Genomic DNA, 26,584 nt, shown 5'->3' on the forward strand with positions numbered 1-26,584 from the left:
AGGATCGTTGGCGCTTAAAGCCATGACGCTCCCCCACCAGAGTGAGAGAGCGTCACGCCAAAAGCTGCAGCAAGTGAGAGAGCGTCCGGGGTTAGCGCTCCAGGTCGCCGCGGATGAAGGCCTCGACCTTTTCACGGGCGAGGTCGTCGTTGAACTGCTCCGGCGGGGACTTCATGAAGTAGCTCGAAGCGGAGAGCAGCGGGCCGCCGACGCCGCGGTCCAGGCCGATCTTGGCGGCACGGATGGCGTCGATGATCACACCGGCGGAGTTGGGTGAGTCCCAGACTTCCAGCTTGTATTCCAGCGACACCGGGGCATCGCCGAAGTTGCGGCCCTCGAGGCGCACAAACGCCCACTTGCGGTCATCGAGCCACTGGACGTAATCGGACGGGCCGATGTGGACGTCCTTGGCTGCGAGCTCGGCCTCAACGTTGGAGGTCACGGCCTGCGTCTTGGAAATCTTCTTGGACTCCAGGCGGTCCCGCTCCAGCATGTTCTTGAAGTCCATGTTGCCGCCGACGTTCAGCTGGTACGTGCGGTCCAGGGTGACGCCGCGATCCTCGAACAGTTTGGCCATGACCCGGTGTGTGATGGTGGCACCGATCTGGCTCTTGATGTCGTCGCCCACGATCGGCACGCCGGCAGCGGTGAACTTGTCAGCCCACGCCTTGGTGCCGGCGATGAAGACCGGGAGGGCGTTGACGAAGGCAACTCCGGCGTCGATGGCTGCCTGCGCGTAGAACTCCGCGGCTTCCTGGGATCCGACGGGGAGGTAGCAGACCATGACGTCAGCCTTGGCGTCCTTGAGGGCCTGGACGACGTCCACCGGCTCTACCGGGGACTGCTCGATGGTCTCAAGGTAGTACTTGCCAAGCCCGTCAAGGGTGTGGCCGCGCTGGACGGTGACACCGGTGGGCGGAACGTCGGCGATCTTGATGGTGTTGTTTTCGCTGGCCAGGATGGCGTCCGCCAGGTCAACGCCGACCTTCTTGCCGTCAACGTCAAACGCTGCAACGAACTGGACGTCGTTAACGTGGTACTTGCCGAACTCCACGTGCATCAGACCGGGGATTGTGGCCTTCGGATCGGCGTCACGGTAGTAGTGCACACCCTGGACGAGCGAGGCGGCGCAGTTACCCACACCGACGATTGCAACACGAATCGGATTTGAAGACACGGAACTCCTTTGAGGACAAACTTCAGCCGCCGGGACAGCCTGTACGGGAAAAGTACGACGGCGGACAGCAGGCACGGCGCCACTCGGCGCCTTTTCATAGTACCCAACTGCGTGGGGGCGGGCATTGTTCCCGCCCCCACGCAGCGGCCCTGCGAACAGACGTTACGGCTGCTGCGCCCAGAGGTTGATGTCCGACTCCACCGCGAACTCGTCAATTGCTGTGAGTTCCTCAGCTGTGAACTCCAAATTGTTGATGGCGGCCAGGCTGTCTTCCAGCTGCCGGACGCTGGAAGCGCCCACCAGTGCCGACGTAACCGGGGTACCCTTCGGCTGGTCGCGCAGGATCCAGGCGATGGCCATCTGGGCCAGCGTCTGCCCGCGGTCAGCCGCGATCTTGTTCAGTCCACGGATCCGGTCCAGCTTCTCCTCCGTGATGGCGTCTTCGGACAGGAAGCGGGCCTTCGCTGCCCTGGAGTCAGCCGGAATGCCGTTCAGGTAACGGTCCGTGAGCATCCCTTGGGCAAGCGGTGAGAACGCGATGGAACCGGCGCCCACCTGCTCCAGTGCTTCATAGAGGTTAGGGGTCCCATTTTCCGTCCATCGGTTCAGCATGGAGTAGCTGGGCTGGTGGATCAGCAGCGGGGTGCCAAGTTCCTTCAGGATCCGGGCGGCCTCGAGCGTCTGCTCAGGTGTGTAGGACGAGATGCCTGCGTACAGTGCCTTGCCGGAGCGCACGGCATAGTCCAACGCTCCCATGGTCTCCTCCATGGGCGTTTCCGGGTCCGGCCGGTGGCTGTAGAAGATGTCCACGTAGTCCAGGCCCATCCGCTGCAGGGACTGGTCCAGGCTTGAAATCAGGTATTTTCGGGAGCCCCATTCACCGTACGGTCCCGGCCACATGTAGTAGCCGGCCTTCGTGGAGATGACCAGTTCGTCGCGGTAGGGTTTGAAGTCGTCCGCGAGGTGGCGGCCGAAGTTGGTCTCCGCGGAGCCGTCCGGCGGACCGTAGTTGTTGGCGAGGTCGAAGTGGTTGACGCCCAGGTCGAAGGCACGCCGGAGAATGGCGCGCTGTTCGTCAAAGCGCTTGTCATCTCCGAAGTTGTGCCACAGGCCCAGCGAGATGGCCGGGAGCTTCAGTCCGCTGCGGCCGACGCGGCGGTAGGGCATGGATTCATAGCGGTTCTCCGCAGCAGAATAAGTCATACGTTCTATCCTGCCAGTTGTGATCCGCGCTACACGTCCATGGCGAAGTGTTACGCCGCGGGCTGATAAGACAGCCCGCGGCATGGAACTAGCCCTTCAGGATGGCAGCACTCCAGGCAGGCAAGGTGACCGCCCCGCCTTCCTGTTTCGTGGCGTCATCCGTGGCGAGGAGCATCAATCCGGATGCATCCTCAAGGCGGATCTCCTCCTCGGAGAAGTTCAGCAGCACTTCCACGGCCCCGCGCCGAAAACGCAGCCAGCCGTCGTCGTTACTGAACGCCACCTCGGTGTCGGTGAACCCCAGCCCTGCCAGATCCGGGTTCCCGCGGCGTAAGGCCGTAAGGGATCGGTAAAGCTCCAAAAGCCGTGCGTGCCGGCCCCCGGAAGCCTCCGCCCAGTTCAGCTTTGAGCGCCGGAACGTTTCCGGATCCTGTGGATCGGGCACGACGGCGGGATCCCAGCCCATCCGTTCGAACTCACGGATCCTGCCTTCCGCCGTCGCCTTGCCCAGCTCCGGTTCCGGGTGGGAGGTAAAGAACTGCCATGGTGTGGAGGCGCCGAATTCCTCACCCATAAACAGCATGGGAGTAAAGGGAGAGGTCAGGGTCAGCACCGCGGCGACAGCCAGTTGGCCGTAGTGCAGCGACTGGGAAAGCCTGTCCCCCGTGGCCCTGTTGCCAATTTGGTCGTGGTTCTGGTTGCAGACCACCAGCGCTTCGGGGCGAACCAGTGCGGTGTTGATGGGCCGTCCGTGGTGGCGGCCGCGGAAACTGGAGTAGCTGCCGTCGTGCAGGAACCCGTCCTTGAGGACTTTGGCGAGGACCCCCAAGGACGCGAAATCGCCGTAGTAGCCGGTGGTTTCGCCGCTGACATTAACGTGGACGGCATGGTGGAAGTCATCGCTCCACTGCCCTGCCAAGCCGTAGCCATTGACGTTGCGCGGGTAGATCAGGCGCGGATTGTTCAGGTCCGATTCAGCGATCAGTGTCTTGGGCAGGCCGGTTTCCGCGGAAATGGCATCCCCGAGGGCCCCCAGTTCCTCAAGGAGGTGCACGGCGCGCTCGTCCCGCAGGGCATGGACAGCATCCAGGCGCAGTCCGTCCACGTGGTAGTCCCTCAGCCACAGCGCCGCGTTGTCCAGGATGTATTCACGGACCACGTCGGAGCCGGGGCCGTCCAGGTTGACGGAGTCGCCCCAGGTGTTGGCGTCACCCTGTTTCAGGTACGGGCCATAACGGGCCAAGTAGTTGCCGCTGGGCCCGAGGTGGTTGTAAACAACGTCCTGGATAACGCCCATACCGGCAGCGTGGGTGGCGTCCACAAACCTCTGGTAGGCAGCCGGACCGCCGTAGCCTTCATGGACCGCAAACCACTGAACGCCGTCGTAGCCCCAGTTGTGCGTTCCGTTGAACCCGTTGACGGGCAGAAGTTCCACGAACTCGATGCCCAGGTCCGCCAGGTAGCCAAGCTTTTCGGCAGCGGCGTCCAGTGTGCCTTCCGGAGTGAATGTACCCACATGAAGCTCGTAAATGACTGCTCCGCGCAACTCCTTGCCCTGCCAGCCGGCGTCTTGCCAGGCATGGGCAGCGGGCCCGTAGGTCCGGGACAACGCGTGGACACCGTCCGGGAGGCGGCGTGAGCGCGGGTCCGGCAACGGCTGAGGGTCGTCATCCAGCAGGTAGCCGTAGTCAACATCCCCGTCCACGGGAGCGGACTCAGCGGCCCACCAGCCCTCAGCTCCGGGACCACGCTCCACCCTCGCCATCGGATAGTGTTGCCCGCCGGCCAACAGGGTGACTGACTCCGCTCTGGGCGCCCAGACGTCAAAGCGGCCGGGGCCATTGTGGACCAGACTCATGATTCGGCTCCCTTCACGGGTACAAGCAGCGCCACAGGGTAGGTCCGGAGGATGTCCGCCACGGGAACGGACCCGGGCCCAAGGATGTTGCCCGTAAGTTCGTCGCGCAGGTGGATGGAAAGTTCGACGGCGGTGTCCCGCCACCCGCCGCCCTGCTCCAGTCCAAAGGGAAGCCTTGTGGCTACGGTAACGGCGCCGGCCCCGGAACCGCGCTCGAACGCCAGCAGATGTTCTGCCGCTGCTCCGGAAGCCTGCACGGGACGGTAGCCCTGGAACAGCTCTGGCCGGTCACGGCGCAGGCGGAGCGCCCGTGAGGTGACCAGCAGCTTACTGGCCTCCGCGCCGGGAGCCGGCAGTGATCCGCCGTCGATCCGGGCCAGTTCGTCCTCCCGGCGCTGAAAGTCGACCGGGCGCCGGTTATCGGGGTCGGTCAGCGACCGGTCCCAGAACTCTGTGCCTTGGTAAACGTCAGGAACGCCGGGCATGGTCAGCTGGATCAGTTTGGCGGACAGGGAGTTCGAGGCGGCAAAGGAATCCGTGCTTGCCACAAAACCCTCAATCACCGCGGCTACGCGCGGATCGTCGAAGGCGGCGTCAACGGCCGCCCTGACGGTTGCTTCGAAGTGCTCGTCCGGGTCCGTCCACGTGGTGGAGTTGCCGGCCTCCCGGGCAGCTTTTTGTGCGTAGCCCTGCAACCGTTCCCTGCTGCCGGGCCAGGCACCGATCACTGCCTGCCACAGGAGGTTAGCAAAGGGGCCGTCGGGAACCGGCGCGAGTTCCTGAAGCGTTTTGACGGCTGCCGTCCACTTGTCAGGTACCTCGGCGATCACCGAGATCCGGGCCCGGGCGTCCTCACTGCGCTTGGTGTCATGGGTGGACAGTGTGGTCATGGATTCCGGCAGCTCTTCGGCGCGCCGGAGCATCCGCTGGTGGAATTCCTCGGGTGCCACAGCAAACTCAGTTGGTTCTGCCCCTACTTCAGTCAGTGTGCCCAGCCGCGTGTAGCGGTAGAACGCCGTGTCCTCCACGCCCTTCGCCATCACCATGCCGGAGGTCTGCTGAAAGCGCACGGCTATGGGCAGGCTGGGGTCCAGGAGGAGGGGCAGCAGTGTTCCAACGGCGACCTCCAGATCCGGACGGCGTGCCGCCGCCGACTCGCAGGCTTCTTTGAGGACTTCGGCGCCGGTAGGCAGGTAACTCCGGTAAACGGGGAACGCGGCGATGATTTCCGCGATGGCGTCGGCTGCCTGGTCTTCCGGCAGCCCGTACGACGGCGGAACCAACCGGGCCAGCCGCAGCACCTCGGCGCGCAGGATGCCGTCGGCAATCATCCGTTTGGTGCCGTGGATCATGGTGGCGTAGTCGGCCGGGCGGTCACTGCCGCGAAGGCTGGCATCCAGGGCGTCCAGGGCCGGCTGGCCGGCCGGATCAACCAGGATTCGGTCAACGTCAGCCAGGGCGTCGTAGCCCGTTGTTCCCTCACACGCGAAGTCTCCAGGAAGGACCTCACCCGGCTCGAGGATCTTTTCCACGAGTACGTAGGCGCCGCCCGTGAGGTCCTTGAGCCAACGCAGGTAACCGGCAGGATCCGCCAGGCCGTCCGGGTGGTCCACGCGTAGTCCGTCCACCAGCCCCTCGCGGAACCAGCGGGCAACCTCGGCGTGCGCTTCATCGAAGACCTGCGGGACTTCCACGCGTATCCCGGCAAGAGTGGTGACAGCGAAGAAGCGGCGGTAGTTGAGCTCGGCATTCGCTCGCCGCCAGTCCATCAGCTGGTAGTGCTGCCGGTCGTGAACCGCGGCCGCCGAATCACCTTCGGCACAGGTTCCTTCGGCGAGCGGAAAGCGGTGGTCGTAGTAGCGCAGTTCGCCGTCCTTGACCTCAAGCTTGTCCAGGTCGTCATCCGAGCCCAGCACGGGAAGGCGGATCTTCCCGCCGCCGAAGTCCCAGTCGACGTCGAACGCCTCGGCGTAACGGGAGCCGCGGCCTTCCTTCAGCAGCGACCACCACCAGGGGTTCTGCGGCGGGGACGCCACCCCCACGTGGTTGGGGACGATATCCACGAGGACGCCCATGCCGTGCTCACGTGCGGCCTTTGAGAGGGCAAGGAGGCCCTCCGGCCCTCCGCGCTCCGGATCCACCGAGGATGGATCGGTGACATCGTAGCCGTGGTCGGACCCCTGCTCGGCCGTCAGGATGGGAGACAGGTAAAGCCAGTCAACCCCGAGTGATTTCAGGTACGGCACCCTGTCCGCGGCGTCAAAGAGCGTGAAGCTGCGGCGGATCTGCAGCCGGTACGTCGAAGCCGGTACCCTCATTTTGCCGATTCCCTTCGTGGACCCACTTTCGTGGTCTTCCCCGGCTCAGCCACCATGGGTGTGCTGAAAGCCTCGGTCTCACTGGTGGATGTCTGCGTCAACGCTGCAAGCGATGCCGCCACCGAGTGGTCCGGCTCGGTTTCCGGCACGCTATGGGCGCGGAGGACAACGAGGGATTTCGCGTCAACGCGCAGTGACTGGCCCGCGTTCACAGGATCGGTGTCAGCGTGGTGCCCGGCGGTGTCAATGATGATGTCCCAGGCCGGCGCGTACTCGTCGGCCGGAAGCGTGAACTTAACCATGTCGACGTGGGCGTTGAAGTAGAGCAGGAAGTTGACGTCCGTAATCCTGCGGCCGCGGGTGTCCTTGCCCTGGATGCCGTTGCCATTCAGGAAGACGCCCACCGAGCGTCCAAAACCGCTATGCCAGTCCTCCGGTTTCATGGTTTCGCCGTCGAGGTCCAGCCAGACGATGTCCGGCAGCCGCTCGCCTTCGCCTCTCAGGACAGGTCGTCCGTCGAAGAACCGGCTCCGGCGGAAGGTGGGGTGCTTGGCGCGAAGGGCGTTGACGGCGGCCGTGAACTCAACAAGCGGCTGGTCGATGTTGTCCCAGTTGACCCAGGTCAGTTCCGAGTCCTGGCAGTAGCCGTTGTTGTTGCCCTGCTGGGTGCGGCCAAGCTCGTCGCCGTGCAGCAGCATGGGCACGCCCTGGGAGAGCAGCAGCGACGCGATGAAGTTCCGCTGCTGGCGGGCCCGCAGGCCCAGGACTGCGGGATCATCAGTGGGTCCTTCCACCCCGCAGTTCCAGGACCGGTTGTGGGATTCGCCGTCGTTGTTGCCCTCGCCGTTCGCCTCGTTGTGCTTCTCGTTGTAGGACACCAGGTCCGCCAGGGTGAAGCCGTCATGGGCGGTGACAAAGTTGATGGATGCCACGGGACGGCGGCCGGAGTGCTCGTAGAGATCTGCCGATCCGGTGATCCGCGACGCGAACTCGCCCAGGGTGGCGGGTTCACCGCGCCAGAAGTCCCGGACCGTGTCCCGGTACTTGCCGTTCCATTCCGTCCACTGCGGCGGGAAGTTGCCCACCTGGTAGCCGCCGGGCCCGACATCCCACGGCTCGGCAATGAGCTTGACCTGGGATACCACCGGATCCTGCTGGATAAGTTCGAAGAACGTGGACAGCTTGTCGACGTCGTAGAATTCGCGGGCCAGCGTGGAGGCGAGGTCAAAGCGGAACCCGTCCACATGCATTTCGGTGACCCAGTAGCGCAGCGAGTCCATCAGGAGCTGGAGGGAGTGCGGCTGGCGGACGTTGAGCGAATTGCCGGTGCCGGTGTAGTCCATGTAGTGCTTCTGGTCGCCCTCCATCAGCCGGTAGTAGGCGGCGTTGTCGATGCCCTTGAAGGAGAGGGTGGGGCCGAGGTGGTTTCCTTCCGCCGTGTGGTTGTACACCACGTCCAGGATGACCTCGATCCCGGCGCGGTGCAGCGAGCGCACCATGGCTTTGAAGTCCTGGACCTGCTGGCCGGTGTCACCTGTGGAGCTGTAGGTGTTCTGCGGGGCGAAGAATCCGATGGTGTTATAGCCCCAGTAGTTGTTCAGGCCCTTGTCCTGAAGTGTCCCGTCATTGACGAACTGGTGCACCGGCATCAGTTCGATGGCGGTAATGCCCAGCTTCTGCAGGTGCGAGATGACCGAGGGGTGTGCCACGCCGGCATAGGTACCGCGCTGCTCCTCCGGGATTTCGGGGTGAAGCTGCGTCAGGCCTTTGACATGAGCCTCGTAGATAACGGACTTGTGGTACGGCACCCGCAGGTTGTGGTCGCCGTCCCAGTCAAAGAACGGGTTGATGACCACGCCCAGCATCATGTGCGGGGCGGAGTCCTCATTGTTGATGGAGTCAGGTTCGCCAAGGTTGTAGGAGAAAAGAGACGGGTCCCAGTCCACCTGTCCATGCACGGCCTTGGCATAGGGATCCAGAAGGAGTTTGTTGGGGTTGAACCTGTTGCCGGAGGCGGGGTCGTAGGGCCCATGGACGCGGTAGCCGTACTTCTGGCCGGGCTGGACCTGGGGAATGTAGCAGTGCCACACGTAGCCGTCCACTTCGTCCAGCTCGTAGCGCGTCTCCACTCCGTCATCGTCAAAGAGGCACAGTTCCACTTTCTCTGCGCGTTCGCTGAACAGGGCGAAGTTGGTGCCTGTCCCGTCAAAAGTGGCGCCAAGCGGATAAGCCGATCCGGGCCAGATTTCCATGCGTTCTCCTCGTCGTCGTTCGGCCGGCAGGGCGTCCAAAGCCACCCCCTGCCGGTAAAGAACCTATTGCTACCGTAGCGGGTGGGTGTGACTCTTACGATTTCACCACCGAATTGCTAAGCCTGCTTACTTTACCCCAAACCTCCGGCAGGGCGTCCGCAATCCGGCCTGCCGTCAGCGGTCCGCCGGCGGCTGCAGCCGCTCCAGCCAAGCCGTGCAGGCTCGCTGCGAGCGCGGCAATGGCCGCCCAGCGTTCCTCCGGATCGATGCCCGCATCACTGAAGCGCCCGACGTCGGAACCCGCCTGTGCGAGCAGCGCACCGATGATTCCGGCCAGGACGTCGCCGCTGCCGGCGGTGGCGAGCCAGGGCGTACCGTCTGCCTGGCTGTAGGCGTCCTGGAAGGGGGACGCAACGAGTGTCGCCGCACCCTTGAGGAGGACGGTGGCCTCGGTCAGCACCGCGGCGTGGCGGACAGCTTCCAGCGTGCGGGCTTCGACGGCGGCGCGGTCAGGAAAAGGAGCGCCGGAGCCGTCAGAATGGCCACGGAGCCTTTGCAGCAGTGCCGCGAGTTCGCCCGCATGCGGGGTCAGCACTACCTGGGGTGCCATTACGTCGGGCAGGACCGGAAGCGCGCCGGCGTCGGCAATCGTGGGCAATCCGGAGTCCACGGCGTCCCGCGCGCGCTGAAGCTGTTCGTCGTCGCCGGGACCCATTCCTGAACCCACCAGCCAGGCCTGGACGTGCGTCTCTGCCACAGAGCCCGTGCCGCACACCACCTCGGGGCAGGACTGCCGGATGAGGTCAGCCACCTCGGGCGGGCCCAGGTAGCGGACCATGCCCACGCCTGCTGCCAGGGCTCCGCGGCATGCCAGCACCGCGGCCCCAGGATAGTCCGCGGATCCCGCCACCACACCCAGCACACCTCGGGAATACTTGTGTGAGCGTCTTCCCGGCTGAGGCAGCAAACGGGAGAGGTCCGCGGCATCGAACCTGCGCAGGGCAGGCCATGGCAGGTTCTCCTCTATGCCAATGGGCACCACCTGGACGCGGCCTGAGTGGCCCGCTCCGGGGTCGGCCAGCAGTCCGGCCTTGGCGCCGCCGAAGGTCACCGTGACGTCAGCCGGCAGGACGGGAGGTTGGGCTTCCCCGGTGTCCGCATCGACTCCGCTGGGTACGTCACAGGCAGCCACCAGCTGTCCGGACCCACTCGGCAGTCCGGCCGCCAGAAGCGCCTCCACCAGGGCCGCGGCGGGTCCACGCAGGCCGCCTTTGGCGCCGGTACCCAGCACAGCATCAATCACGACGTCGGCGCGCGCCACCTCCGCGGCCAACTCACTGACGCTGGCGTCAGTGAGTAGGTGCACCCTGCCGCCCGCACGCTGAAAGGCAGCAAGGGCTTCCGGGTGCGCAGTCGCCGAGGTGAGCACCGCCGTCGTCCGCATTCCGCGGGCAGCGAGGAAGGCGGCCGCAAAGAGGCCGTCTCCGCCGTTGTTGCCCTTGCCGGCCAGTACGGCGACGTGGCAGCCGTACAACCGCCGCCCCCTGGCCCGCAATTCACGGACCACTGCGTTGGCGAGCCCGTGGGAAGCCCGTTGCATCAGGACAGCGCCCATGCCGGCAGCAAGGAAGGGCTCTTCGGCCGCCCTGATCTGGGTTCCGGTGTAGGCGCTGATCATGATGTCAGGTCCGCGGCAGGATCAGTGCGCGGACTCAGCCCTCGGCCAGAACCGTGGCAGTAGCAACTCCGCCGTCATGGCTCATGGACAGGTGCCAGCGCTTAACACCTTTGGCCTCGGCTACGGCCAGGACGGTGCCCTTGACCTGGACAGTGGGCCCATTGTGGTCAAGGCCGATCCAGCAGTCCTGCCAGTTCATGCCGGCGGGTGCGCCCAAAACCTTGGCTACCGCCTCCTTGGCAGCAAACCGCGCGGCCAGGGACCGGGTGTTCAACTCCCGCTCGGCGGGTACAAACAGCCGGTCCCGGAGCCCCGGGGTCCGCTCCAACTGGCGGCCGAACCGCTCGATGTCTACAACGTCTACGCCAATGCCAACAATCATTGGGCTATTCTACGGTCACGCTCTTGGCCAGGTTGCGAGGCTGGTCCACGTCGTAGCCCTTGGCCGAGGCGAGTTCCAGGGCGAAGATCTGCAGCGGCACGGTGGCCAGCAGCGGTGCGAGCAGCGTGGGCGTCTCCGGAATGTAGAAGACGTGCTCGGCGTAGGCCTTGACCGCTTCGTCCCCCTCTTCGGCGATGACGATGGTCTTGGCACCGCGGGCCCGGACTTCCTGGATGTTGGAGACCACCTTGGCGTGCAGGGAATCGCGGCCGCGCGGGGACGGGACCACCACGAATACGGGCTGGCCTTCCTCGATCAGCGCGATGGGTCCGTGCTTCAGCTCCCCGGCGGCAAACCCTTCGGCATGGATGTAGGCGAGCTCCTTGAGCTTCAAGGCCCCTTCCATGGCAACCGGGAAGCCAACGTGGCGGCCCAGGAAGAGCACAGACTTGGCATCGGCCATGGACCTGCCCAGTTCCTTGATCGGGCCCGCGTTGTCCAGGATGGTTTGGATCTTGGCGGGGATCTTGCCCAGGTCCGCCAGGATGTCCTTGATTTCCCCCTGGAACACGTTGCCCCGCAGTTGGGCGAGGTAGAGCCCCAGCAGGTAAGCGGCGGTAATCTGCGCCAGGAATGCCTTGGTGGACGCCACCGCGATCTCGGGGCCGGCGTGGGTGTACAGCACGGCGTCGGATTCACGGGGGATGGTGGAGCCGTTGGTGTTGCAGATGGACAGGGTCTTGGCGCCCTGTTCCTTCGCGTAGCGGACAGCCATCAGCGTGTCCATGGTCTCCCCCGACTGGGAGATGGAGACCACCAGCGTGTGCGCGTCCACGATCGGGTCCCGGTAACGGAACTCGTGGGAGAGCTCCACTTCGGTGGCAATCCGGCACCAGCGTTCGATGGCGTACTTGGCCACCTGGCCGGCATAGGCCGACGTGCCGCAGGCCAGCACAATGATCTTGTTGACGTTCTTGAGCTCGGCGGGGTCGATCCGGAGCTCGTCCAGGGTCAGCTTGCCGTTGATGTCCGAACGCCCCAGCAGGGTCTGCCCCACGGCGTCGGGCTGGTCATGGATTTCCTTCTCCATAAAGGAGCCATAGCCGCCCTTTTCAGCGGATTCCGGATCCCAGTCAACGAAGTATTCCTTGCCCTTGGCCGGAGCACCGTAGAAGTCAGTGATCTCCACCTCGTCCGCGGTGATGGTGACAATCTGGTCCTGGCCCAGCTCCACGGCCCGGCGGGTGTAGTCAATGAAGCCGGAAACGTCCGAACCCAGGAAGTTCTCGCCGTCGCCCAGGCCAACCACCAGGGGCGAGTTGCGGCGGGCGGCAACCACCACATCGGGCTGGTCGGCGTGCACGGCCAGCAGGGTGAAAGCGCCCTCAAGGCGCTGGCAGGCCAGCTGCATGGCTTTCGTCAGGCCGCCGTCGCTCACGTCACCGTTGAGCTTGGTGCGGAAAATATCGCCCAGCAGCGCCGCGGCGACCTCGGTGTCTGTTTCGGATGCGAATGTGACGCCACTGGCCAGCAGTTCGCTCTTGAGCTCGGCGAAGTTCTCAATGATGCCGTTGTGAATCAGGGCCAGCTTGCCGCCGTCGGACAGGTGCGGGTGCGCGTTCTGGTCCGTGGGTCCGCCGTGCGTTGCCCAGCGGGTGTGGCCGATGCCGGTGGAGGTCTCGGGCAGCGGGCGCTCTTCCAGTTCGGTGAGCAGGTTGCTGAGTTTGCCCGACTTCTTCCGGGAGGAAATCATCCCGTCCGAGATCACGGCAACTCCAGCAGAGTCATAGCCCCTGTACTCCAGGCGGCGCAATCCTTCAAGGACCACATCCAGCGCATTGTGACCGACGTTCCCGCGGCCGTTCGAATGGCCTACATATCCCACGATTCCACACATAGGGTCAAGCCTATCCGGAGCCGCGTTCAGTTCTAAACTGAACTCACAGCTTCAGGACGCCCACCGCACCCAAAAACGCCGCCAGCGCAGCGACCGGTGGCGTCCCGCATTTCGCTCTCAGCCGCGTGAGGGGCAGAATCTCTAAAGTGACTTTGCAACGCAATGAAGCGAACGGCGAGGGTGTCTCCCCGTTCGTCGAGCTGGACCGGCAAACGTGGTCCCGGCTCGCAGCCCAGATGGAACAGCCTCTTAACGAAGAGGACATTGTCCGTCTGCGCGGCCTCGGCGATCCCCTGGACATGACCGAGATCCGTGAGGTCTATCTCCCGCTCTCCAGGCTCCTCCACCTTTATGTCGAGGCCTCCCACCAGCTTCATTCCGCCACCACCACCTTCCTGGGCGAAAAGACGCAGCGCACACCTTTTGTGATCGGTGTGGCCGGATCAGTTGCCGTGGGCAAGTCCACCATTGCCCGCGTTCTGCGGGAGATGCTGCGCCGCTGGCCCGGCACGCCCAACGTGGAACTGATCACGACAGACGGTTTCCTGTATCCCCTGGCAGAGCTCAAGCGGCGCCAGTTGCTGGAACGCAAAGGGTTTCCGGAGTCCTATGACCGCCGGGCGCTGCTTCGGTTCGTGAGCGAGATTAAGAGCGGAGCCGAAGAAGTGCGGGCCCCGTGGTACTCCCACGTCACCTACGACATCGTTCCGGGCAAGGAGGTGGTGGTCCGCAGGCCTGATGTCCTGATCGTGGAAGGCCTGAACGTGCTGGCTCCTGCGCGCCCCCGCCATGACGGTAAACAGGGTTTGGCGTTGAGCGACTTCTTCGACTTCTCCATCTATGTCGATGCCCCGACGTCCTACATCGAGGAGTGGTACGTGGACCGCTTCCGCAAACTCCGCAGCACCGCGTTCGCGCAGCCCGAGTCCTATTTCCACCGCTATGCCACCCTGTCGGATGAGGAGGCGGAGACCACCGCCCGCGACATTTGGAAGCGCATCAACGAGCCCAACCTGGAGGAGAACGTGCTGCCTACCCGTGGACGCGCCCAGCTGGTGCTGTCCAAGGACGCCGACCACTCCATCCGCCGCATGCTGCTGCGGAAGGTCTAGAACGGCATGTGCCACGACTGCGCCTCCGGCCAGGCAAACACCGGGCCCAACACATCGGCTGTCAGCAGCCGGCGCAGTTTTACGCGATTTCTCGCTACCGGTGCAGGGCTGACTGTCCTGGCAGCGTGCACGCCGGATCCCGCAGGTCCGGTCACGCCGTCGTCGTCCACTTCCGCTGCCTCCTCGTCCGCCGCGTCAACCTCGTCCCCCTCCCCCTCGTCCCCCTCCCCCGTAGCTCTTGCAACGGTGGAAAGCCCGACGCCGGCTGAGCCCGTCCCCGCGCATGCTCCCGCACCGCCGTCGGCAGCTGCCGCCCTGCCCCGCCAGTTTTCGCTGACAGATCCGGCCAGTCCCTGGCTGGTGGTGAACAAGCACCGCCCACTAGCTCCCGCCGACTACGTTCCGGCGGATCTGGTGCAGCCCAACGTCCCCCTGGCGGTAACAGGTGAAGCAGCCTTGCTGAACAGCACGACGGCGGCCGCCGCGGAGGCGATGTTCGCCGCCGCCGCGAGGGAAGGGGTTGTTCTGACCCTGGCGAGCGGCTACCGCTCGTACGGGACGCAGGTGGCCACCTATAACGGCTACGTGGCGGCGCGGGGGCAGGCTGACGCGGACACCGCGAGCGCCCGGCCGGGCTACTCGGAGCACCAGACCGGGTGGTCCTTTGACATCGGCGACGGCGGCGGCGCATGCAGCTTCCAGCCCTGCTTTGCCGATCAGCCGGCCGCGGTGTGGGCCAAGGCGCACGGCCACCGCTTCGGTTTCGTGGTCAGGTACCCCTGGATGTTCCACCCGATCACCGGGTACTACTACGAGCCCTGGCATCTGAGGTTCATCGGCGTGGAGGCCGCCACGGACATGGCGAACCGCGGCATCAGCACGGTGGAAGAGTATTTCGGCGTGGAAGCCGCTCCGGGGTATCCCTAGGGCTGTAGGGGCTGACTGCCCTTGGCTATCCAGGAATTCACAGCCCCGTCATCTGCCCTTACACGGGTGGGCTAACGTGGTGGGCATGCTGACTGGATTCAAGAATTTCATTATGAAAGGCAACGTCGTTGACCTTGCCGTAGCCGTTGTGATGGGCGCCGCGTTCAGCGCCGTTGTCACATCAATTGTCGAAGGGCTGCTCACGCCGCTGATTGGCCGCCTCTTTAGCGCCAAGGGCATGGAGGAAATGCAGTGGGAGGGATTCATGTACGGGTCCGTCATCTCCTCCATCATTTCGTTCCTGCTGGTGGCGGCCTCCATTTACTTTGTGGTGGTGCTGCCCATGAACCACATGATCGAGCTGCGTAACCGCAAGCTCGGAATCAATAAGGACGTCAAGGAAGAAGCGGCGGAAGATCCCCAGATCGCCCTGCTCACCGAAATCCGGGATGCCCTTCAGCGCACTCCCACTTCCTAAAACGAGCACAAAGGAATGGCCCGCCTCCGGTGAATTGCTCCCCGGATGCGGGCCATCTTTTCTTGGTTCCTGTCAGTCGGTAACGAGCTCCAGGGCGAGCTCCGTCCGGACGATCTCGGCAAGGCGTTCGGCGATGGCTTCGGCCGTGGATTCGTCGCCCGCCTCCACCATGACGCGTACAACCGGCTCAGTGCCGGATGGACGAAGAAGCACCCGCCCCGTCTCCCCCAGCTCGGCTTCAGCGGCAGCCACAGCCTGGGCCAGCGCTTCGGTGCTGTGCACGCGGCTTCGGTCCACTCCCCGGACATTGATGAGCACCTGCGGGAGCTTGGTCATAACGGTGGCCAGCTGCTTGAGCGGCCGGCCTGTCATGGCGATCTGCGCCGCCAGTTGCAGGCCGGTAAGGACCCCGTCGCCGGTAGTGGCATGGTCGGCAAAAATTACATGGCCGGACTGTTCACCGCCAAGGTTAAAGCCGCCGCTGCGCATCTCCTCCAAGACGTAGCGGTCCCCCACGGCCGTTTCACGGATGCTGATGCCTGCTGTCCGGAGGGCGATCTTCAGGCCAAGGTTGCTCATCACGGTGGCCACGAGGACGTCGTCCTTGAGCTTCCCTGACGCTTTCAAGGCGACGGCGAGGATGGCCATGATCTGGTCGCCGTCCACCTCGTTGCCTTCGTGGTCCACTGCGAGGCAGCGGTCCGCGTCGCCGTCGTGGGCGATCCCAAGGTCCGCGCCGTGCTCCACCACAGCAGCCTTAAGGGGTCCGAGGTGGGTGGACCCCACGCCGTCGTTGATGTTGTGTCCATCCGGGTCCGCCCCGATGACTACCACCTGGGCGCCGGCATCGGTGAAGACCTGGGGCGAACATCCGCTGGCTGCACCGTGGGCGCAGTCCAGGACCACCTTCAGCCCCTCCAGACGGTGTGGGAGGGTGCTGAGCAGATGGAGGACATAGCGGTCCTCTGCGTCTGAGAAGCGCTGGATGCGGCCCACGTCGCCGCCCACCGGCCGGACAGGCTCCCTGCCCATCTGCTCCTCAATGGCGTCTTCCACGTCGTCAGGGAGCTTCTGGCCGCCCCGCGCGAAGAACTTTATGCCGTTGTCGGGAGCAGGGTTGTGTGACGCGGAGATCATCACACCGAAATCGGCGTCAAGATCTGCCACGAGGTACGCTGCTGCCGGAGTGGGGAGGACGCCGGCGTCATAGACGTCAATTCCTGAGCTTGAGAGCCCCGCCTCAACGGCGGCAGCAATGAACTCACCGCTGGCACGGGGGTCCCGCGCAACAACAGCACGGGGCCGGGCGCCGTTGGTGTTACGGTCATGGCCGAGCACGACGGCGGCCGCCTGGGCCAGCCGCATTGCCAGCTCCGCTGTCAACAGGCCGTTAGCAAGGCCCCGGACACCATCTGTTCCAAATAATCTAGACATCGGGTCAAGTGTAGAGGATCGGCATCGGGCCCCACTTACCCGGTTCCTTTGATTGTGGGTTTTCGTGTGGTGCCTGTGGTCCCCGGCTGCACCCTCCTGTATCTTCGCCTAAGTAGCCTTCGGTGTTGCCCGAACGGCTGATTAAGTTCCGGCTGGAGGGGGCAGGTCCTTGAAACGAGGAGATGCAATCGGGCTTGCGGCACTGAGCGGTGCCGCTGCTGTTATGTATTTGTGGGGTCTCAATGCCAACGGCTGGGGCAATGGCTACTATGCGGCAGCCGCGCAAGCCGGAGCTGAAGACTGGAAGGCATTCTTCTTCGGCTCCTTAGACAGCAGCAACAGCATTACTGTGGACAAACTGCCCGCCAGCATGTGGCTCACTGCACTGTCGGTCCGGCTGTTTGGCCTGAGCTCCTGGAGCCTGCTCGTACCGCAGGCGCTTCTGGGTGTCGCCACAGTGAGCCTGACTTATTTCACCGTCCGTCGCCACTTCCGGCACAGTTCTGCCATGATAGCGGGCATCGTTTTACTCCTTACTCCGGCGGCCGCTGTGATGTTTCGTTACAACAATCCGGATGCGCTCCTGACGTTCCTGCTGACGCTGGCGATGTATCTCATGACCCGGGCCACCGAGGATGGGCGCTGGCGTTGGGTGCTGTCAACTGGAGCGGTTATCGGGGCGGCGTTCCTCACCAAGTCCGCGCAGGCCCTGTTGCTTCTTCCAGCTCTGGGCGGAGTGTATCTGTACGCCGGCCCTGGCAGGATCCAGCGGCGATTTCTTCAGCTGATGGCTGGTGTCGGCACCATGATTGTTACAGCTGGATGGTGGGTGGTCATTGCAGAAACGACACCTCCGGAAGCGAGACCATACGCAGGAGGTTCCTTCAGCAACAGCTTTGTCGAAGTGCTCCTACGGCAGAATGGCCTCGGGCGGATCCTCGGAGCCGCAGGGGGCGGAACTCCCGGGCAGGAAGCCGCGCCTCCAGGACCTTTCAGGCTGATTATGTACTCCTCATACGGCAGCCAAGGGGCGTGGCTGTTGCCCGCGGCTGCGATCCTCCTTATCGCCACACTGATTCTGTTGAGACGTCAGCCGCGAACAGACCCCAGGCGCGCAACTCTGCTTTTGTCCGGGGGATGGTTGTTAAGCTACTGGGCCATTTTTAGTTTCATGGGAGGCGTCACCCATCCCTACTACCTGATAGCTCTCGCACCTCCGACGGCGATGCTTATCGGTGCTGCCTGGCAGCTGCTCCGACCAGCCCAGAGGTGGGTCCCATATCGGCTCGTTGTGGCGTTGGCAGTCCTCATATCCGGCATTCTTGCTTTCGGTTATTTAACCAATTCATCCGGCTCAGGTCCTGTTCTTGCAATGACAGTCGTGGCATTCTGTCTCGTGGCGTGCGAACTGGTTGTATTTCGGATCCGGAATCGAACGGCCAGGCGCATTACGGCTTTCTCCCTTGCGGCAACCTGCGGCTTAGGACCTCTGTTGTTTTCAGCCTCGGCCGTAGTCAGCCCGCATACTGGTGTTTCGCCGGCTGCATCAATATTGGGAAGCCATGCAATCCTGGATTCACCGGATCCAGCCCTCTGGCCGGAAGGCAACAGCCAAAGTATCAGGGGATCAGCTTTGGGCCACCCCGCCGACGCTGAGGTACTAGCCTTTCTCCGAGATGGAGATAATCCACCATCACGCTGGGTTGCGGCATCTCCGGGCGCCTTGAACGCTGCCCAGTACCAGCTCAACCTGCAGTTGCCCGTAATACCAGTTGGAGGATTCAACGGCGGCACACCCTACCCCACGATCTCCCAGTTCCGTGAGTATGTGGAATCGGGCCAAATCAAGTACTACGTTGTGCGGCATGATTCTCAGGACATTGAGGCCGAGGCCGAGTTTGCCAAGGAACTGACCGAGTGGGTTCGGGGAAACTTTGTCGTCAAGCAAATCGGTGAGATGGACGTCTTCGATCTGAGCCAGCGGCTGCCAACATCCTGAAATCCCGTCAAACGGCGGAAGCCCGCCTCGCCAATGGCGGGACGGGCTTCCGTGCAAGCGGATTTAGCGCTTGGAGTACTGCTGAGCCTTGCGGGCCTTCTTGAGACCGGCCTTCTTACGCTCGATGACGCGGGCGTCGCGGGAGAGGTATCCGGCCTTCTTCAGGATGGCGCGGTTGTTCTCGACGTCGATCTCGTTCAATGAACGGGCAATGCCGAGGCGCAGGGCACCGGCCTGGCCGGAGATGCCGCCACCGTGAATACGGGCGATGACATCGTAGGCGCCGTCAAGATCGAGGATCTTGAAGGGCTCGTTGACGTCCTGCTGGTGAAGCTTGTTCGGGAAGTAGTTATCCAGCGCACGGCCGTTGATGGTCCACTTGCCGGAGCCCGGCACAACGCGGACACGGGCAACGGCTTCCTTGCGGCGGCCGACAGCTGCGCCGGCAACGGTCAGGGCCGGACGCTCCTTCTTGGGCGCAGCTGCCTCGGCAGCTCCGCTTTCCGAGGTGTAGCTGGTCAGGGTTTCCTCGGCCTCAACGGCCTCGGTGGTCTCTTCGTTCTGAGCCACGGTTCTCCTTGTATAGATAAGTTGTTTGGTGGCCAGGACTACTGGGCGACCTGGGTGATTTCGAAAGTCTTGGGCTGCTGGGCGGCGTGCGGGTGCTCAGCACCGCGGTACACCTTCAGCTTACCCAGCTGCTGTGCAGCGAGGGAGTTCTTGGGGAGCATGCCCTTGATGGCCTTCTCAACAGCGCGGACCGGGTTTGATTCCAGCAGTTCCGCGTAGTTGACGGAGGTCAGGCCGCCCGGGTAACCGGAGTGGCGGTAAGCCCGCTTCTGCTCCAGCTTGGCGCCGGTCAGGGCAACCTTTTCAGCGTTGATGATGATGACGAAGTCGCCCATGTCCATGTGGGATGCAAAGGTGGCCTTGTGCTTGCCGCGCAGCAGGATTGCGGTCTGGCTCGCAAGACGACCAAGGACAACGTCTGTGGCGTCAATGACGTGCCACTGGCGGTTGATATCGCCGGGCTTCGGGGTGTACGTACGCACGGTTTTTGCCTCGTTCTTATTCTGGCGTTCTTGTTTAGGTGTCACTCAAGCGTGTGCACCTACTATCTATGCGCTACCGGAACAGAGGTGAGGGCTCCATGTAACCAGTCATCCTGAAGTCCCGAATGTGCTCGTTGAGTAGTCATCCTGCAACCGGATTCTCAAGCGGGCACGCATCATCGAGAAAGGACACGCACAACGACTACCAATATTAGCGTGAACCGGGCGTCAGGGTCAAAATGGGGTAGCCGGATGCTCCACCGCAACCCGCCGGCCTGACAAAAGCAAGGGGACTCAATGATTTCTTTGGCCAATGCCGGTCACATAGATCCCCTGCTTGTGGCAGGGTTCGCGTTCCTGGGACTCATTCTTTCACCCCTGACCGAGCTGTTGATCGCCAAAGCGCTCCCCCGCCTCGGCGGCTTGCCCGGCACCCGCTCCAGAATCGCGACGGCGGCTGTCACCGCCGTTGCCTGCGCCGCCTTTGCGTTGAGGTTTAGGGCAGAACCCATACTGCCGGCCTTTATCCTTCTTGCCGTCCTGGGCGTCCAGCTGGCGAGAATTGATATTTCGCTTCATCTGCTGCCGAATCCGCTGGTTCTATTCCTGCTTGTGGGCGGACTTTCGTTATTCCTGGCATCCCTTTTTGCCGAAATACAGGTGGCCGGCATCCTCAGGGCAGCCGCCGGCGCCGCAATTTTGTTCGCGATCTACCTGATTCTCGCGATTATTTCCCCCGGCGGCATCGGAATGGGTGACGTCAAGCTCGCAGGACCGATTGGGCTCTACTTGGGGTACCTAGGCTGGAGCCAACTGCTATACGGGGGCCTTCTGGGCTTTGTCCTGAACGGTGTTGTCACCTTGGTTGTTGTGCGGAGGAACCGCATTGAACGGGCGTCAGAGGTGGCCCATGGCCCCTCCATGCTCGCTGCGGCGGCCGGCATCGCACTTTTTATGCAGTAAGAACACGGCCTCAAACCCCCTACTAGGCCGCCAACCCCAGCCACATCCAAGTAGTACTCTCCGCGACGGGCTCCTTCTTTCTGAGTACCCGCCCGACGGTTCCGAGTAGGCGCCCAAAACCTGCCCCAGAAACTCGAGTACTACTACGCATTGTTGCGAAGAACCCCGAATGACAATCTCTTCTTAGCGAAGTCCAGCCGCTAAGGAATTATGGGGGCAGCTGGAAATTCGTTGAAAAGAAACATTCAATCAATTCATCGAATTAAGGAAATAGAAATGACTTCTCTTATGGTCTCAATGACTGCTTTCATCGCCGGCGTCAAGGATCGTTTCACCCGCGAAGAAAAGGGCGCAACGATGGTGGAGTACGGCATTATGGTCGCCTTCATCGCAGTACTCGTCATGGCTGCAGTGCTTGTCCTCGGCCCGAAGATCGCCGCCCTCTTCACTTCCGTCTCCAACGCCATCTAGAACTTGCTGGCCAGCCGGCGGCGGCCAAGTACTCGTGAAACTTGGCCACCGCTGGCACAGGGAGCTTCCAGAAACATTCAGCACCCACCTTGGCTTTGCTTTATCCAAAGGAACACAAAATGATCGCTTTGATTGCCACTATTAGTTCCGTTCTATACACCGCCAAGGCGCGGCTAAAGTCCGACGAAAAGGGCGCAACCATGGTTGAGTACGGCATCATGGTCGCCTTTATCGCAGTAATCGTCATGGCTGCAGTCATTGTCCTGGGCCCGAAGATCGCCGACCTCTTCACTTCCGTTTCCAACGCTCTCTAGGTCGGCAGCGGGCTCCGGTTGTGGATGCTAATCCCACCACCGGAGCCCTTTCACTATCCATACAAGTAATCGGACATGCTGGGGAGACCGTCATGAAGTCACGCAGGAAGGAACGAGGCGCCGTAGCGGTTGAGATGGCGATTGTCCTCCCACTACTGCTGCTGATCCTCTTGGGAATCATCGAGTTCGGGCGCGTCTACAACGTCCAGGTCTCCCTGACCCAAGCGGCCCGCGAAGGCGCCCGCCACGCAGCAATTCATCATCACAAAGCAACCCTCGACGTCGAAGGGACTGCACTCGGAGCAGCGCCGTCCCTCGCAGGGTTGAGCGTTACGGTCTCGGACAACGCCAGCAGCTGCCCCTCAAGCTCCGATGTCAAGGTAACCACCAACGTGACCTTGCCGTCACTTACCGGCTTTCTTGATGCCGGTTTCTTCGGTGCCCCTGGCATCTTCCCATTGACACTAACTGGAGTAGGGGTGATGAGATGCGGTGGCTGACGCCGGCTTCTCGATGGACCAGAAATTCTCCCGCGGCGGCTGAAAGCCGTGAGCGGGGAGCCGCCAGCGTGATGGTCGCCGTACTGCTTGTGGCGTTGTTAGGCTGTGCTGCCCTGGCCGTGGACGTAGGGGCCATGTACTCCGAAAAGGCCCAGCTGCAAAACGGCGCCGATTTTTCTGCGCTGGCGATCGCCGGGGACTGCGCCAATGGAAGCTGCGGCGACTACATGGCAACAGGCAACGGGTTGGCCAACGGGAACGCAAACGACACTTCCAGCGGAATCGCCGCCATAACCTTCCCCAGTACTACCACGGTCCGGGTTGAAACGAACGCCCGCGAGGCAGGGTCCGGAGACGACCACTTCTCCCTTTTCTTTGCCCGGGTTATGGGTATGGACACGGCCAACATTACGGCTGTTGCTGTGGCTTCCTGGGGGGCGCCCTCGGCAGCAACGACCCTGCCCTGGACCATCAGCCAATGCGTCTTCGAAACCTACTTGTCAGCAAGTCAGCTCTCTGAGTTGCATTCCACGGGAACCTTCACCGGCGACCCCATTCCGACGCGCATCCTCCTCCGCTATGACCAGAACGTACCTACCTTTCCAGGTTGCGCAGCAGACAACGGCTACGCGCCCGGTGGTTTCGGCTGGCTGGACATGGATAACGGATGCTCGGCGGATATTGACATCGCTAACTTGGAAGTCGGCAGCAATCCAGGCAACGACCTTCCCAATGTTTGCAACAGCATAATATCCACGTTGCGTGACGAACCGGTGCTAATCCCGCTCTTCTCCGAGGCTACGCAGAATGGCCAAAAAACCCGCTATGAGCTTGAAGGGTTCCTGGCTTTCCAGGTCACAGGCTTCAAGTTCGGCGGCGGACCTTCGCTAACGCAACTCGATCCGTTGGCGCCCAATTGCGACGGAGGAAACTGCCGAGGTATTCAGGGCTACTTCACCCGTTTTGTTTCAGTTGCAGAAGGCATCAGTTCGACGGGCAGCGTGCCCAATTTCGGGGCCACCGGGGTGTTCCTGACGGAATAACGGAGCAGTACTTTATCCCACCACTCACGTCTATGAAGGAGTTACTGAAGTGAAATCACGCCTACTGGGAGGCTTAGCTGCATTAGTATTGGCAGTCGTTGGAGCAATTCTCCTCTTTGTTTACGTACAAGGTGCGGCAGCCCGCGCCCAGGCAGGACTTGAACCCGTCAATGTCCTCGTCATCACTGAACGCGTTCCGGTCGGAACGAAGATCTCGGAACTCACCGGAAAAGTAAAGTCTGAGGCCATTCCGAAGTCCGCTGTTCCTGAGGGTGCTCTGGAATCCCTGGACGGACAGGACGGAAAGGTCACCGCGGTTGGCCTTGAGCCTGGTGAGCAACTGTTGGCTGCCCGCCTGGTGGACCCGCGCGATCTGGTGCCAGGAACGGTGCCGGTCCCTGACGGTATGGAGGAAGTGACGTTCCTGCTGACGCCTGAACGAATCCTCGGGGGCAGGCTTGAGGCCGGCGACACGGTAACTGTCTACTCGTCTTTCGAGACCGAGGATGCTGTCGGAGCGGATTCCTCTGTACCCCCTGAGATCCGTGGTTGGAAACAGTCCACCGGCCTGCTGTTCCACGATGTCCTGGTCACCGCTGTTCAGAAAGCAGCACCGGAAACAAAGAGCAGTTCCGACCCGAATTCCTCAGGCAAAGCCGTGGAAATGCCCAACGGCTCCGCCTTCATCACCGTGGCCAGGAGTGACGCTGACGCCGCAAAGATGGTCTTCGGCGCAGAATTCGGCACCCTCTGGCTGGCTAAGCAAACCGACACCACGGCCAAGACGGATCCACCTGTCACAACCTTCGGGGGGCTGTACTAATGAGCCGGTTTGTAGCCATCACCGCAGTACGTGATTTTGAGGGGCGTGTTCGTCAGGCAATCACCGGGGCGCTCCACGGAGAGCTGGAGACCCTTTCTCCCGAAGTGCTGACAGGCGGACCCGACGATGTGTTCAAGCAACTCAATGGGGCACCGCCCGAGGTACTGATCCTCGGTCCAGGAGTCCATCCTGACGAAGCCCTAAAGCTGGCCACGGTATTCGATCTTCAGTATCCCGAAATCAGCCTACTTCTGATTGCCGAACCGAGCCCGGAACTCGTATTGCGCGCCATGCACTCAGGCATACGGGACGTGGTCACATCCGAGATCGGTGTCAACGAGCTTCGCGTGCTTCTCGAACGGGCATGCCTTGCATCCGCAAGCCGGCGCCGTGGAATGGGGCCCGCCGCTGAAGGAGGCCAAGACCGGGGAAGAGTCATAGCCGTGATGTCGCCCAAGGGGGGCGTCGGCAAGACCACCGTTGCGACGAACCTGGCCATCGGACTGGGAAAAGTAGCTCCGATGAGCGTGGTGATCGTAGATCTGGATCTGCAGTTTGGGGATGTAGCCTCGGGTCTGCTTCTGGAGCCTGAGCATTCCATCACTGATGCGGTTCACGGGGCAGCCTCCCAGGACTCCATGGTCTTGAAAGCGTTCCTCACCGTTCACCCCGCCGGCATCTACGCACTGTGCGGCCCCAAGAACCCAGCTGAATCGGACTACATCACCGCGGACCACGTAAGCCGGCTGATCAACCAACTGGCCAGCGAGTTCAAGTACGTGGTGGTGGATACGGCTCCGGGACTGGGCGAGCACTGCCTGGCCACACTTGAGCAGGCAACGGATGGCGTGTGGGTTTGCGGGATGGATGTGCCCAGCATTCGCGGGATGCACAAGTGCTTCGGAGTCCTCAGGGAACTGCAGCTTCTTCCCCAAGGCAGGCACACCGTACTGAATTTTGCCGACCGTAAAAGCGGTATCTCCGTACAGGACGTCGAAGCAACAATTGGCGTACCAGTTGATGCAGTGATTCCTCGCTCCCGGACACTACCGTTCTCAACCAACCGCGGCGTACCTGTACTTCAGAGCAACACCAGGGATTCAGCTTCTAAAGGGCTGAAGAAGCTGGTAGATCGTTTCGATCCGGCCTGGGTTTCTTCCACACACAACAAACAGCACCGACGGGTGGTTGTCTCATGAGGCTTTCAGATCGCCTGTCAAAGTCAAATGGCAAGGATGAGGTGTCCACGCAACCAGGACCCCAGGCGGAGCCAGCGGTAACGGGTCAGGATCAGTTTTCGCCCCCAGCGCCGCCCTCCCCACCTTCTGTTCAGGGAATGCTTTCAGCCTCACCTGCCGGCCCCACAGCTCCCGTGGTGGACGCCTTGGCCGGGCTCAAACAACGGGCCGCCCAAGCGCTGTTCGAACGTATGGGCACCCGCTTTGGTGACGCGACGTCATCGGAGGATGGGCTCCGCAGCAAGGCCGTGGAGGAACTCTCAGCAGTCATCGACCAGGAACAGGTTCCGCTGTCTCCTGAAGAGCGGCGCCGGCTGATCCGCGAGATAGCCGACGAAGTGATGGGGTACGGCCCGCTGCAACGTCTGCTGGAGGATCCTTCAGTGACTGAAATTATGGTCAATCGGTTCGATCAGATTTACATCGAACGCCATGGGCACCTCACGTTGACCACCGGGCGATTTAGCTCCGACGATCACCTGAGGACCGTCATCGAGCGAATAGTGTCCCGGGTTGGGCGCCGAATCGATGAAAGCTCGCCCTTGGTTGACGCAAGGCTTGAAGACGGATCCCGCGTGAATGCGATTATCCCTCCTCTTGCCGTCAATGGGCCCTCCCTCACCATTCGAAAGTTCAGCCATGTGCCCTTGACGGTGCAGAACCTGATCGAATGGGGTTCCATCACCCCGGAGATGGCTGAGTTGCTCAGCGCCTGTGTGCGTGCCAGGCTCAACATCATCGTCTCGGGCGGAACAGGCACAGGCAAGACGACGTTGCTCAATGTGTTGTCTTCCTTCATCCCTGAAGATGACCGCATCGTGACCATTGAAGATGCCGTAGAGCTCCAACTTCAACAGGAGCACGTTGTCCGCCTGGAAAGCCGGCCACCGAATATTGAGGGCAAGGGCGCAGTCGGTATCCGCGATCTGGTCCGCAACTCGCTTCGTATGCGCCCAGACCGAATCATCGTTGGTGAAGTACGTGGTGGAGAGTCGCTGGACATGCTCCAGGCCATGAACACCGGTCACGACGGCTCATTGTCAACCGTCCATGCCAATTCTCCCCGTGATGCAATAGCACGTCTGGAAACACTGGTGCTGATGGCTGGCATGGACCTGCCTCTTCGGGCCATTCGCGAGCAGGTTTCATCCGCTGTCGACTTGATAGTTCAAGTCACCCGTTTACGGGACGGATCCAGGCGCGTCACTCACGTGACGGAGGTCCAGGGAATGGAAGGCGACATCGTCACGCTGCAAGACGCTTTCCTCTTCGACTATTCCGCGGGGATGGACGCACAAGGGCGGTTCCTTGGGAAACCCATTCCTACTGGCATACGCCCACGATTCCTGGATCGCTTCGCGGAACTCGGGATCGGAGTCTCGCCTTCTGTGTTCGGGGCTGCAGTTACACCGATGGGGCGGCGATAGCGATGGACGGCCCCGTAGTGTTCATACTGGCGATTGCA

Annotated in this window: 23 protein-coding genes; 12 read left to right on the top strand and 11 right to left on the bottom strand. The window is 62.4% G+C overall.

Annotated features, from left to right (window positions below):
• Positions 1-91: 91 nt before the first annotated feature.
• The 8 genes from F8G81_RS16870 to glmS all read right to left on the bottom strand — a co-directional run bounded on the left by F8G81_RS16870 (position 92) and on the right by glmS (position 12,765).
• Entirely contained in the window at positions 92-1,177 is a 1,086-nt protein-coding gene (locus F8G81_RS16870) for an inositol-3-phosphate synthase (RefSeq protein WP_267275825.1), read from the bottom strand.
• A gap of 162 nt (positions 1,178-1,339) precedes the next feature.
• Complete coding sequence (mgrA, locus tag F8G81_RS16875; RefSeq protein ID WP_267275826.1) at positions 1,340-2,380, bottom strand: L-glyceraldehyde 3-phosphate reductase; 1,041 nt, start codon at positions 2,378-2,380, stop codon at positions 1,340-1,342.
• Between the two features lie 88 nt (positions 2,381-2,468).
• Positions 2,469-4,238, bottom strand: a complete 1,770-nt coding sequence (gene treZ / locus F8G81_RS16880) for a malto-oligosyltrehalose trehalohydrolase (RefSeq protein ID WP_267275827.1) — start codon at positions 4,236-4,238, stop codon at positions 2,469-2,471.
• On the bottom strand, positions 4,235-6,556 hold the full coding sequence (treY, locus tag F8G81_RS16885; protein WP_267275828.1) for a malto-oligosyltrehalose synthase: 2,322 nt from the start codon (positions 6,554-6,556) through the stop codon (positions 4,235-4,237). Before treY ends, treZ begins: the two co-directional genes overlap by 4 nt.
• Positions 6,553-8,808, bottom strand: a complete 2,256-nt coding sequence (glgX, locus tag F8G81_RS16890; protein ID WP_267275829.1) for a glycogen debranching protein GlgX — start codon at positions 8,806-8,808, stop codon at positions 6,553-6,555. The genes treY and glgX overlap by 4 nt, the downstream gene beginning before the upstream one ends.
• A 94-nt stretch (positions 8,809-8,902) precedes the next feature.
• Entirely contained in the window at positions 8,903-10,486 is a 1,584-nt protein-coding gene (locus F8G81_RS16895; RefSeq protein WP_267275830.1) for an NAD(P)H-hydrate epimerase, read from the bottom strand.
• Positions 10,487-10,520: 34 nt separating this feature from the next.
• Positions 10,521-10,868 carry a holo-ACP synthase gene (locus F8G81_RS16900; RefSeq protein ID WP_267275831.1) on the bottom strand — a complete coding sequence of 116 codons (348 nt, stop codon included), beginning with the start codon at positions 10,866-10,868 and terminating at the stop codon, positions 10,521-10,523.
• 4 nt (positions 10,869-10,872) lie between these two features.
• Entirely contained in the window at positions 10,873-12,765 is a 1,893-nt protein-coding gene (gene glmS / locus F8G81_RS16905; RefSeq protein WP_267275832.1) for a glutamine--fructose-6-phosphate transaminase (isomerizing), read from the bottom strand.
• Positions 12,766-12,911: 146 nt separating this feature from the next.
• Between glmS and coaA the strand changes: the two genes are divergently transcribed.
• The 3 genes from coaA to mscL all read left to right on the top strand — a co-directional run bounded on the left by coaA (position 12,912) and on the right by mscL (position 15,282).
• The gene (gene coaA, locus F8G81_RS16910) at positions 12,912-13,877 is read left to right on the top strand and encodes a type I pantothenate kinase (protein WP_267275833.1); all 966 of its coding nucleotides are present in this window, start codon (positions 12,912-12,914) and stop codon (positions 13,875-13,877) included.
• A 6-nt stretch (positions 13,878-13,883) separates the two neighbouring features.
• Positions 13,884-14,804 (top strand): M15 family metallopeptidase, encoded by a 921-nt coding sequence (locus F8G81_RS16915; RefSeq protein WP_267275834.1) that lies wholly within the window; start codon positions 13,884-13,886, stop codon positions 14,802-14,804.
• Positions 14,805-14,889: 85 nt separating this feature from the next.
• Positions 14,890-15,282, top strand: a complete 393-nt coding sequence (gene mscL, locus F8G81_RS16920) for a large conductance mechanosensitive channel protein MscL (protein WP_267275835.1) — start codon at positions 14,890-14,892, stop codon at positions 15,280-15,282.
• A 72-nt stretch (positions 15,283-15,354) separates the two neighbouring features.
• Here the strand turns inward: mscL and glmM are convergent, their stop codons facing one another.
• Entirely contained in the window at positions 15,355-16,716 is a 1,362-nt protein-coding gene (gene glmM / locus F8G81_RS16925; protein ID WP_267275836.1) for a phosphoglucosamine mutase, read from the bottom strand.
• 370 nt (positions 16,717-17,086) lie between these two features.
• On the opposite strand from glmM, the gene F8G81_RS16930 reads away from it, so the two are divergent.
• Positions 17,087-18,715: an ArnT family glycosyltransferase gene (locus F8G81_RS16930; RefSeq protein ID WP_267279267.1), complete on the top strand. Its 1,629-nt coding sequence runs from the start codon at positions 17,087-17,089 to the stop codon at positions 18,713-18,715.
• A gap of 63 nt (positions 18,716-18,778) precedes the next feature.
• On the opposite strand, the gene rpsI is transcribed toward F8G81_RS16930, so the two are convergent.
• Entirely contained in the window at positions 18,779-19,285 is a 507-nt protein-coding gene (gene rpsI, locus F8G81_RS16935; protein ID WP_104136643.1) for a 30S ribosomal protein S9, read from the bottom strand.
• Positions 19,286-19,323: 38 nt separating this feature from the next.
• Positions 19,324-19,767, bottom strand: a complete 444-nt coding sequence (rplM, locus tag F8G81_RS16940; RefSeq protein WP_015937805.1) for a 50S ribosomal protein L13 — start codon at positions 19,765-19,767, stop codon at positions 19,324-19,326.
• Between the two features lie 297 nt (positions 19,768-20,064).
• Here rplM and F8G81_RS16945 point away from each other — a divergent pair, with 297 nt between their 5' ends.
• The 8 genes from F8G81_RS16945 to F8G81_RS16980 all read left to right on the top strand — a co-directional run bounded on the left by F8G81_RS16945 (position 20,065) and on the right by F8G81_RS16980 (position 26,546).
• Positions 20,065-20,730: a prepilin peptidase gene (locus F8G81_RS16945; protein WP_267275837.1), complete on the top strand. Its 666-nt coding sequence runs from the start codon at positions 20,065-20,067 to the stop codon at positions 20,728-20,730.
• Positions 20,731-21,018: 288 nt separating this feature from the next.
• Positions 21,019-21,201, top strand: a complete 183-nt coding sequence (locus F8G81_RS16950; RefSeq protein WP_416377148.1) for a Flp family type IVb pilin — start codon at positions 21,019-21,021, stop codon at positions 21,199-21,201.
• Between the two features lie 119 nt (positions 21,202-21,320).
• Positions 21,321-21,515 (top strand): Flp family type IVb pilin, encoded by a 195-nt coding sequence (locus F8G81_RS16955; RefSeq protein WP_267275839.1) that lies wholly within the window; start codon positions 21,321-21,323, stop codon positions 21,513-21,515.
• Between the two features lie 92 nt (positions 21,516-21,607).
• Entirely contained in the window at positions 21,608-22,015 is a 408-nt protein-coding gene (locus F8G81_RS16960; protein ID WP_267275840.1) for a TadE/TadG family type IV pilus assembly protein, read from the top strand.
• A 71-nt stretch (positions 22,016-22,086) separates the two neighbouring features.
• Complete coding sequence (locus F8G81_RS16965; RefSeq protein WP_267279268.1) at positions 22,087-23,058, top strand: pilus assembly protein TadG-related protein; 972 nt, start codon at positions 22,087-22,089, stop codon at positions 23,056-23,058.
• A gap of 49 nt (positions 23,059-23,107) precedes the next feature.
• Entirely contained in the window at positions 23,108-23,881 is a 774-nt protein-coding gene (gene cpaB, locus F8G81_RS16970) for a Flp pilus assembly protein CpaB (protein WP_267275841.1), read from the top strand.
• A complete protein-coding gene (locus F8G81_RS16975) occupies positions 23,881-25,080 on the top strand; it encodes an AAA family ATPase (RefSeq protein WP_267275842.1) in 1,200 nt (399 codons plus the stop codon). The genes cpaB and F8G81_RS16975 overlap by 1 nt, the downstream gene beginning before the upstream one ends.
• Positions 25,081-25,217: 137 nt before the next feature.
• On the top strand, positions 25,218-26,546 hold the full coding sequence (locus F8G81_RS16980) for a CpaF family protein (RefSeq protein WP_267275843.1): 1,329 nt from the start codon (positions 25,218-25,220) through the stop codon (positions 26,544-26,546).
• Positions 26,547-26,584 lie beyond the last annotated feature (38 nt).

This window comes from Arthrobacter sp. CDRTa11 (assembly GCF_026427775.1).
Classification (GTDB): Bacteria; Actinomycetota; Actinomycetes; order Actinomycetales; family Micrococcaceae; genus Arthrobacter.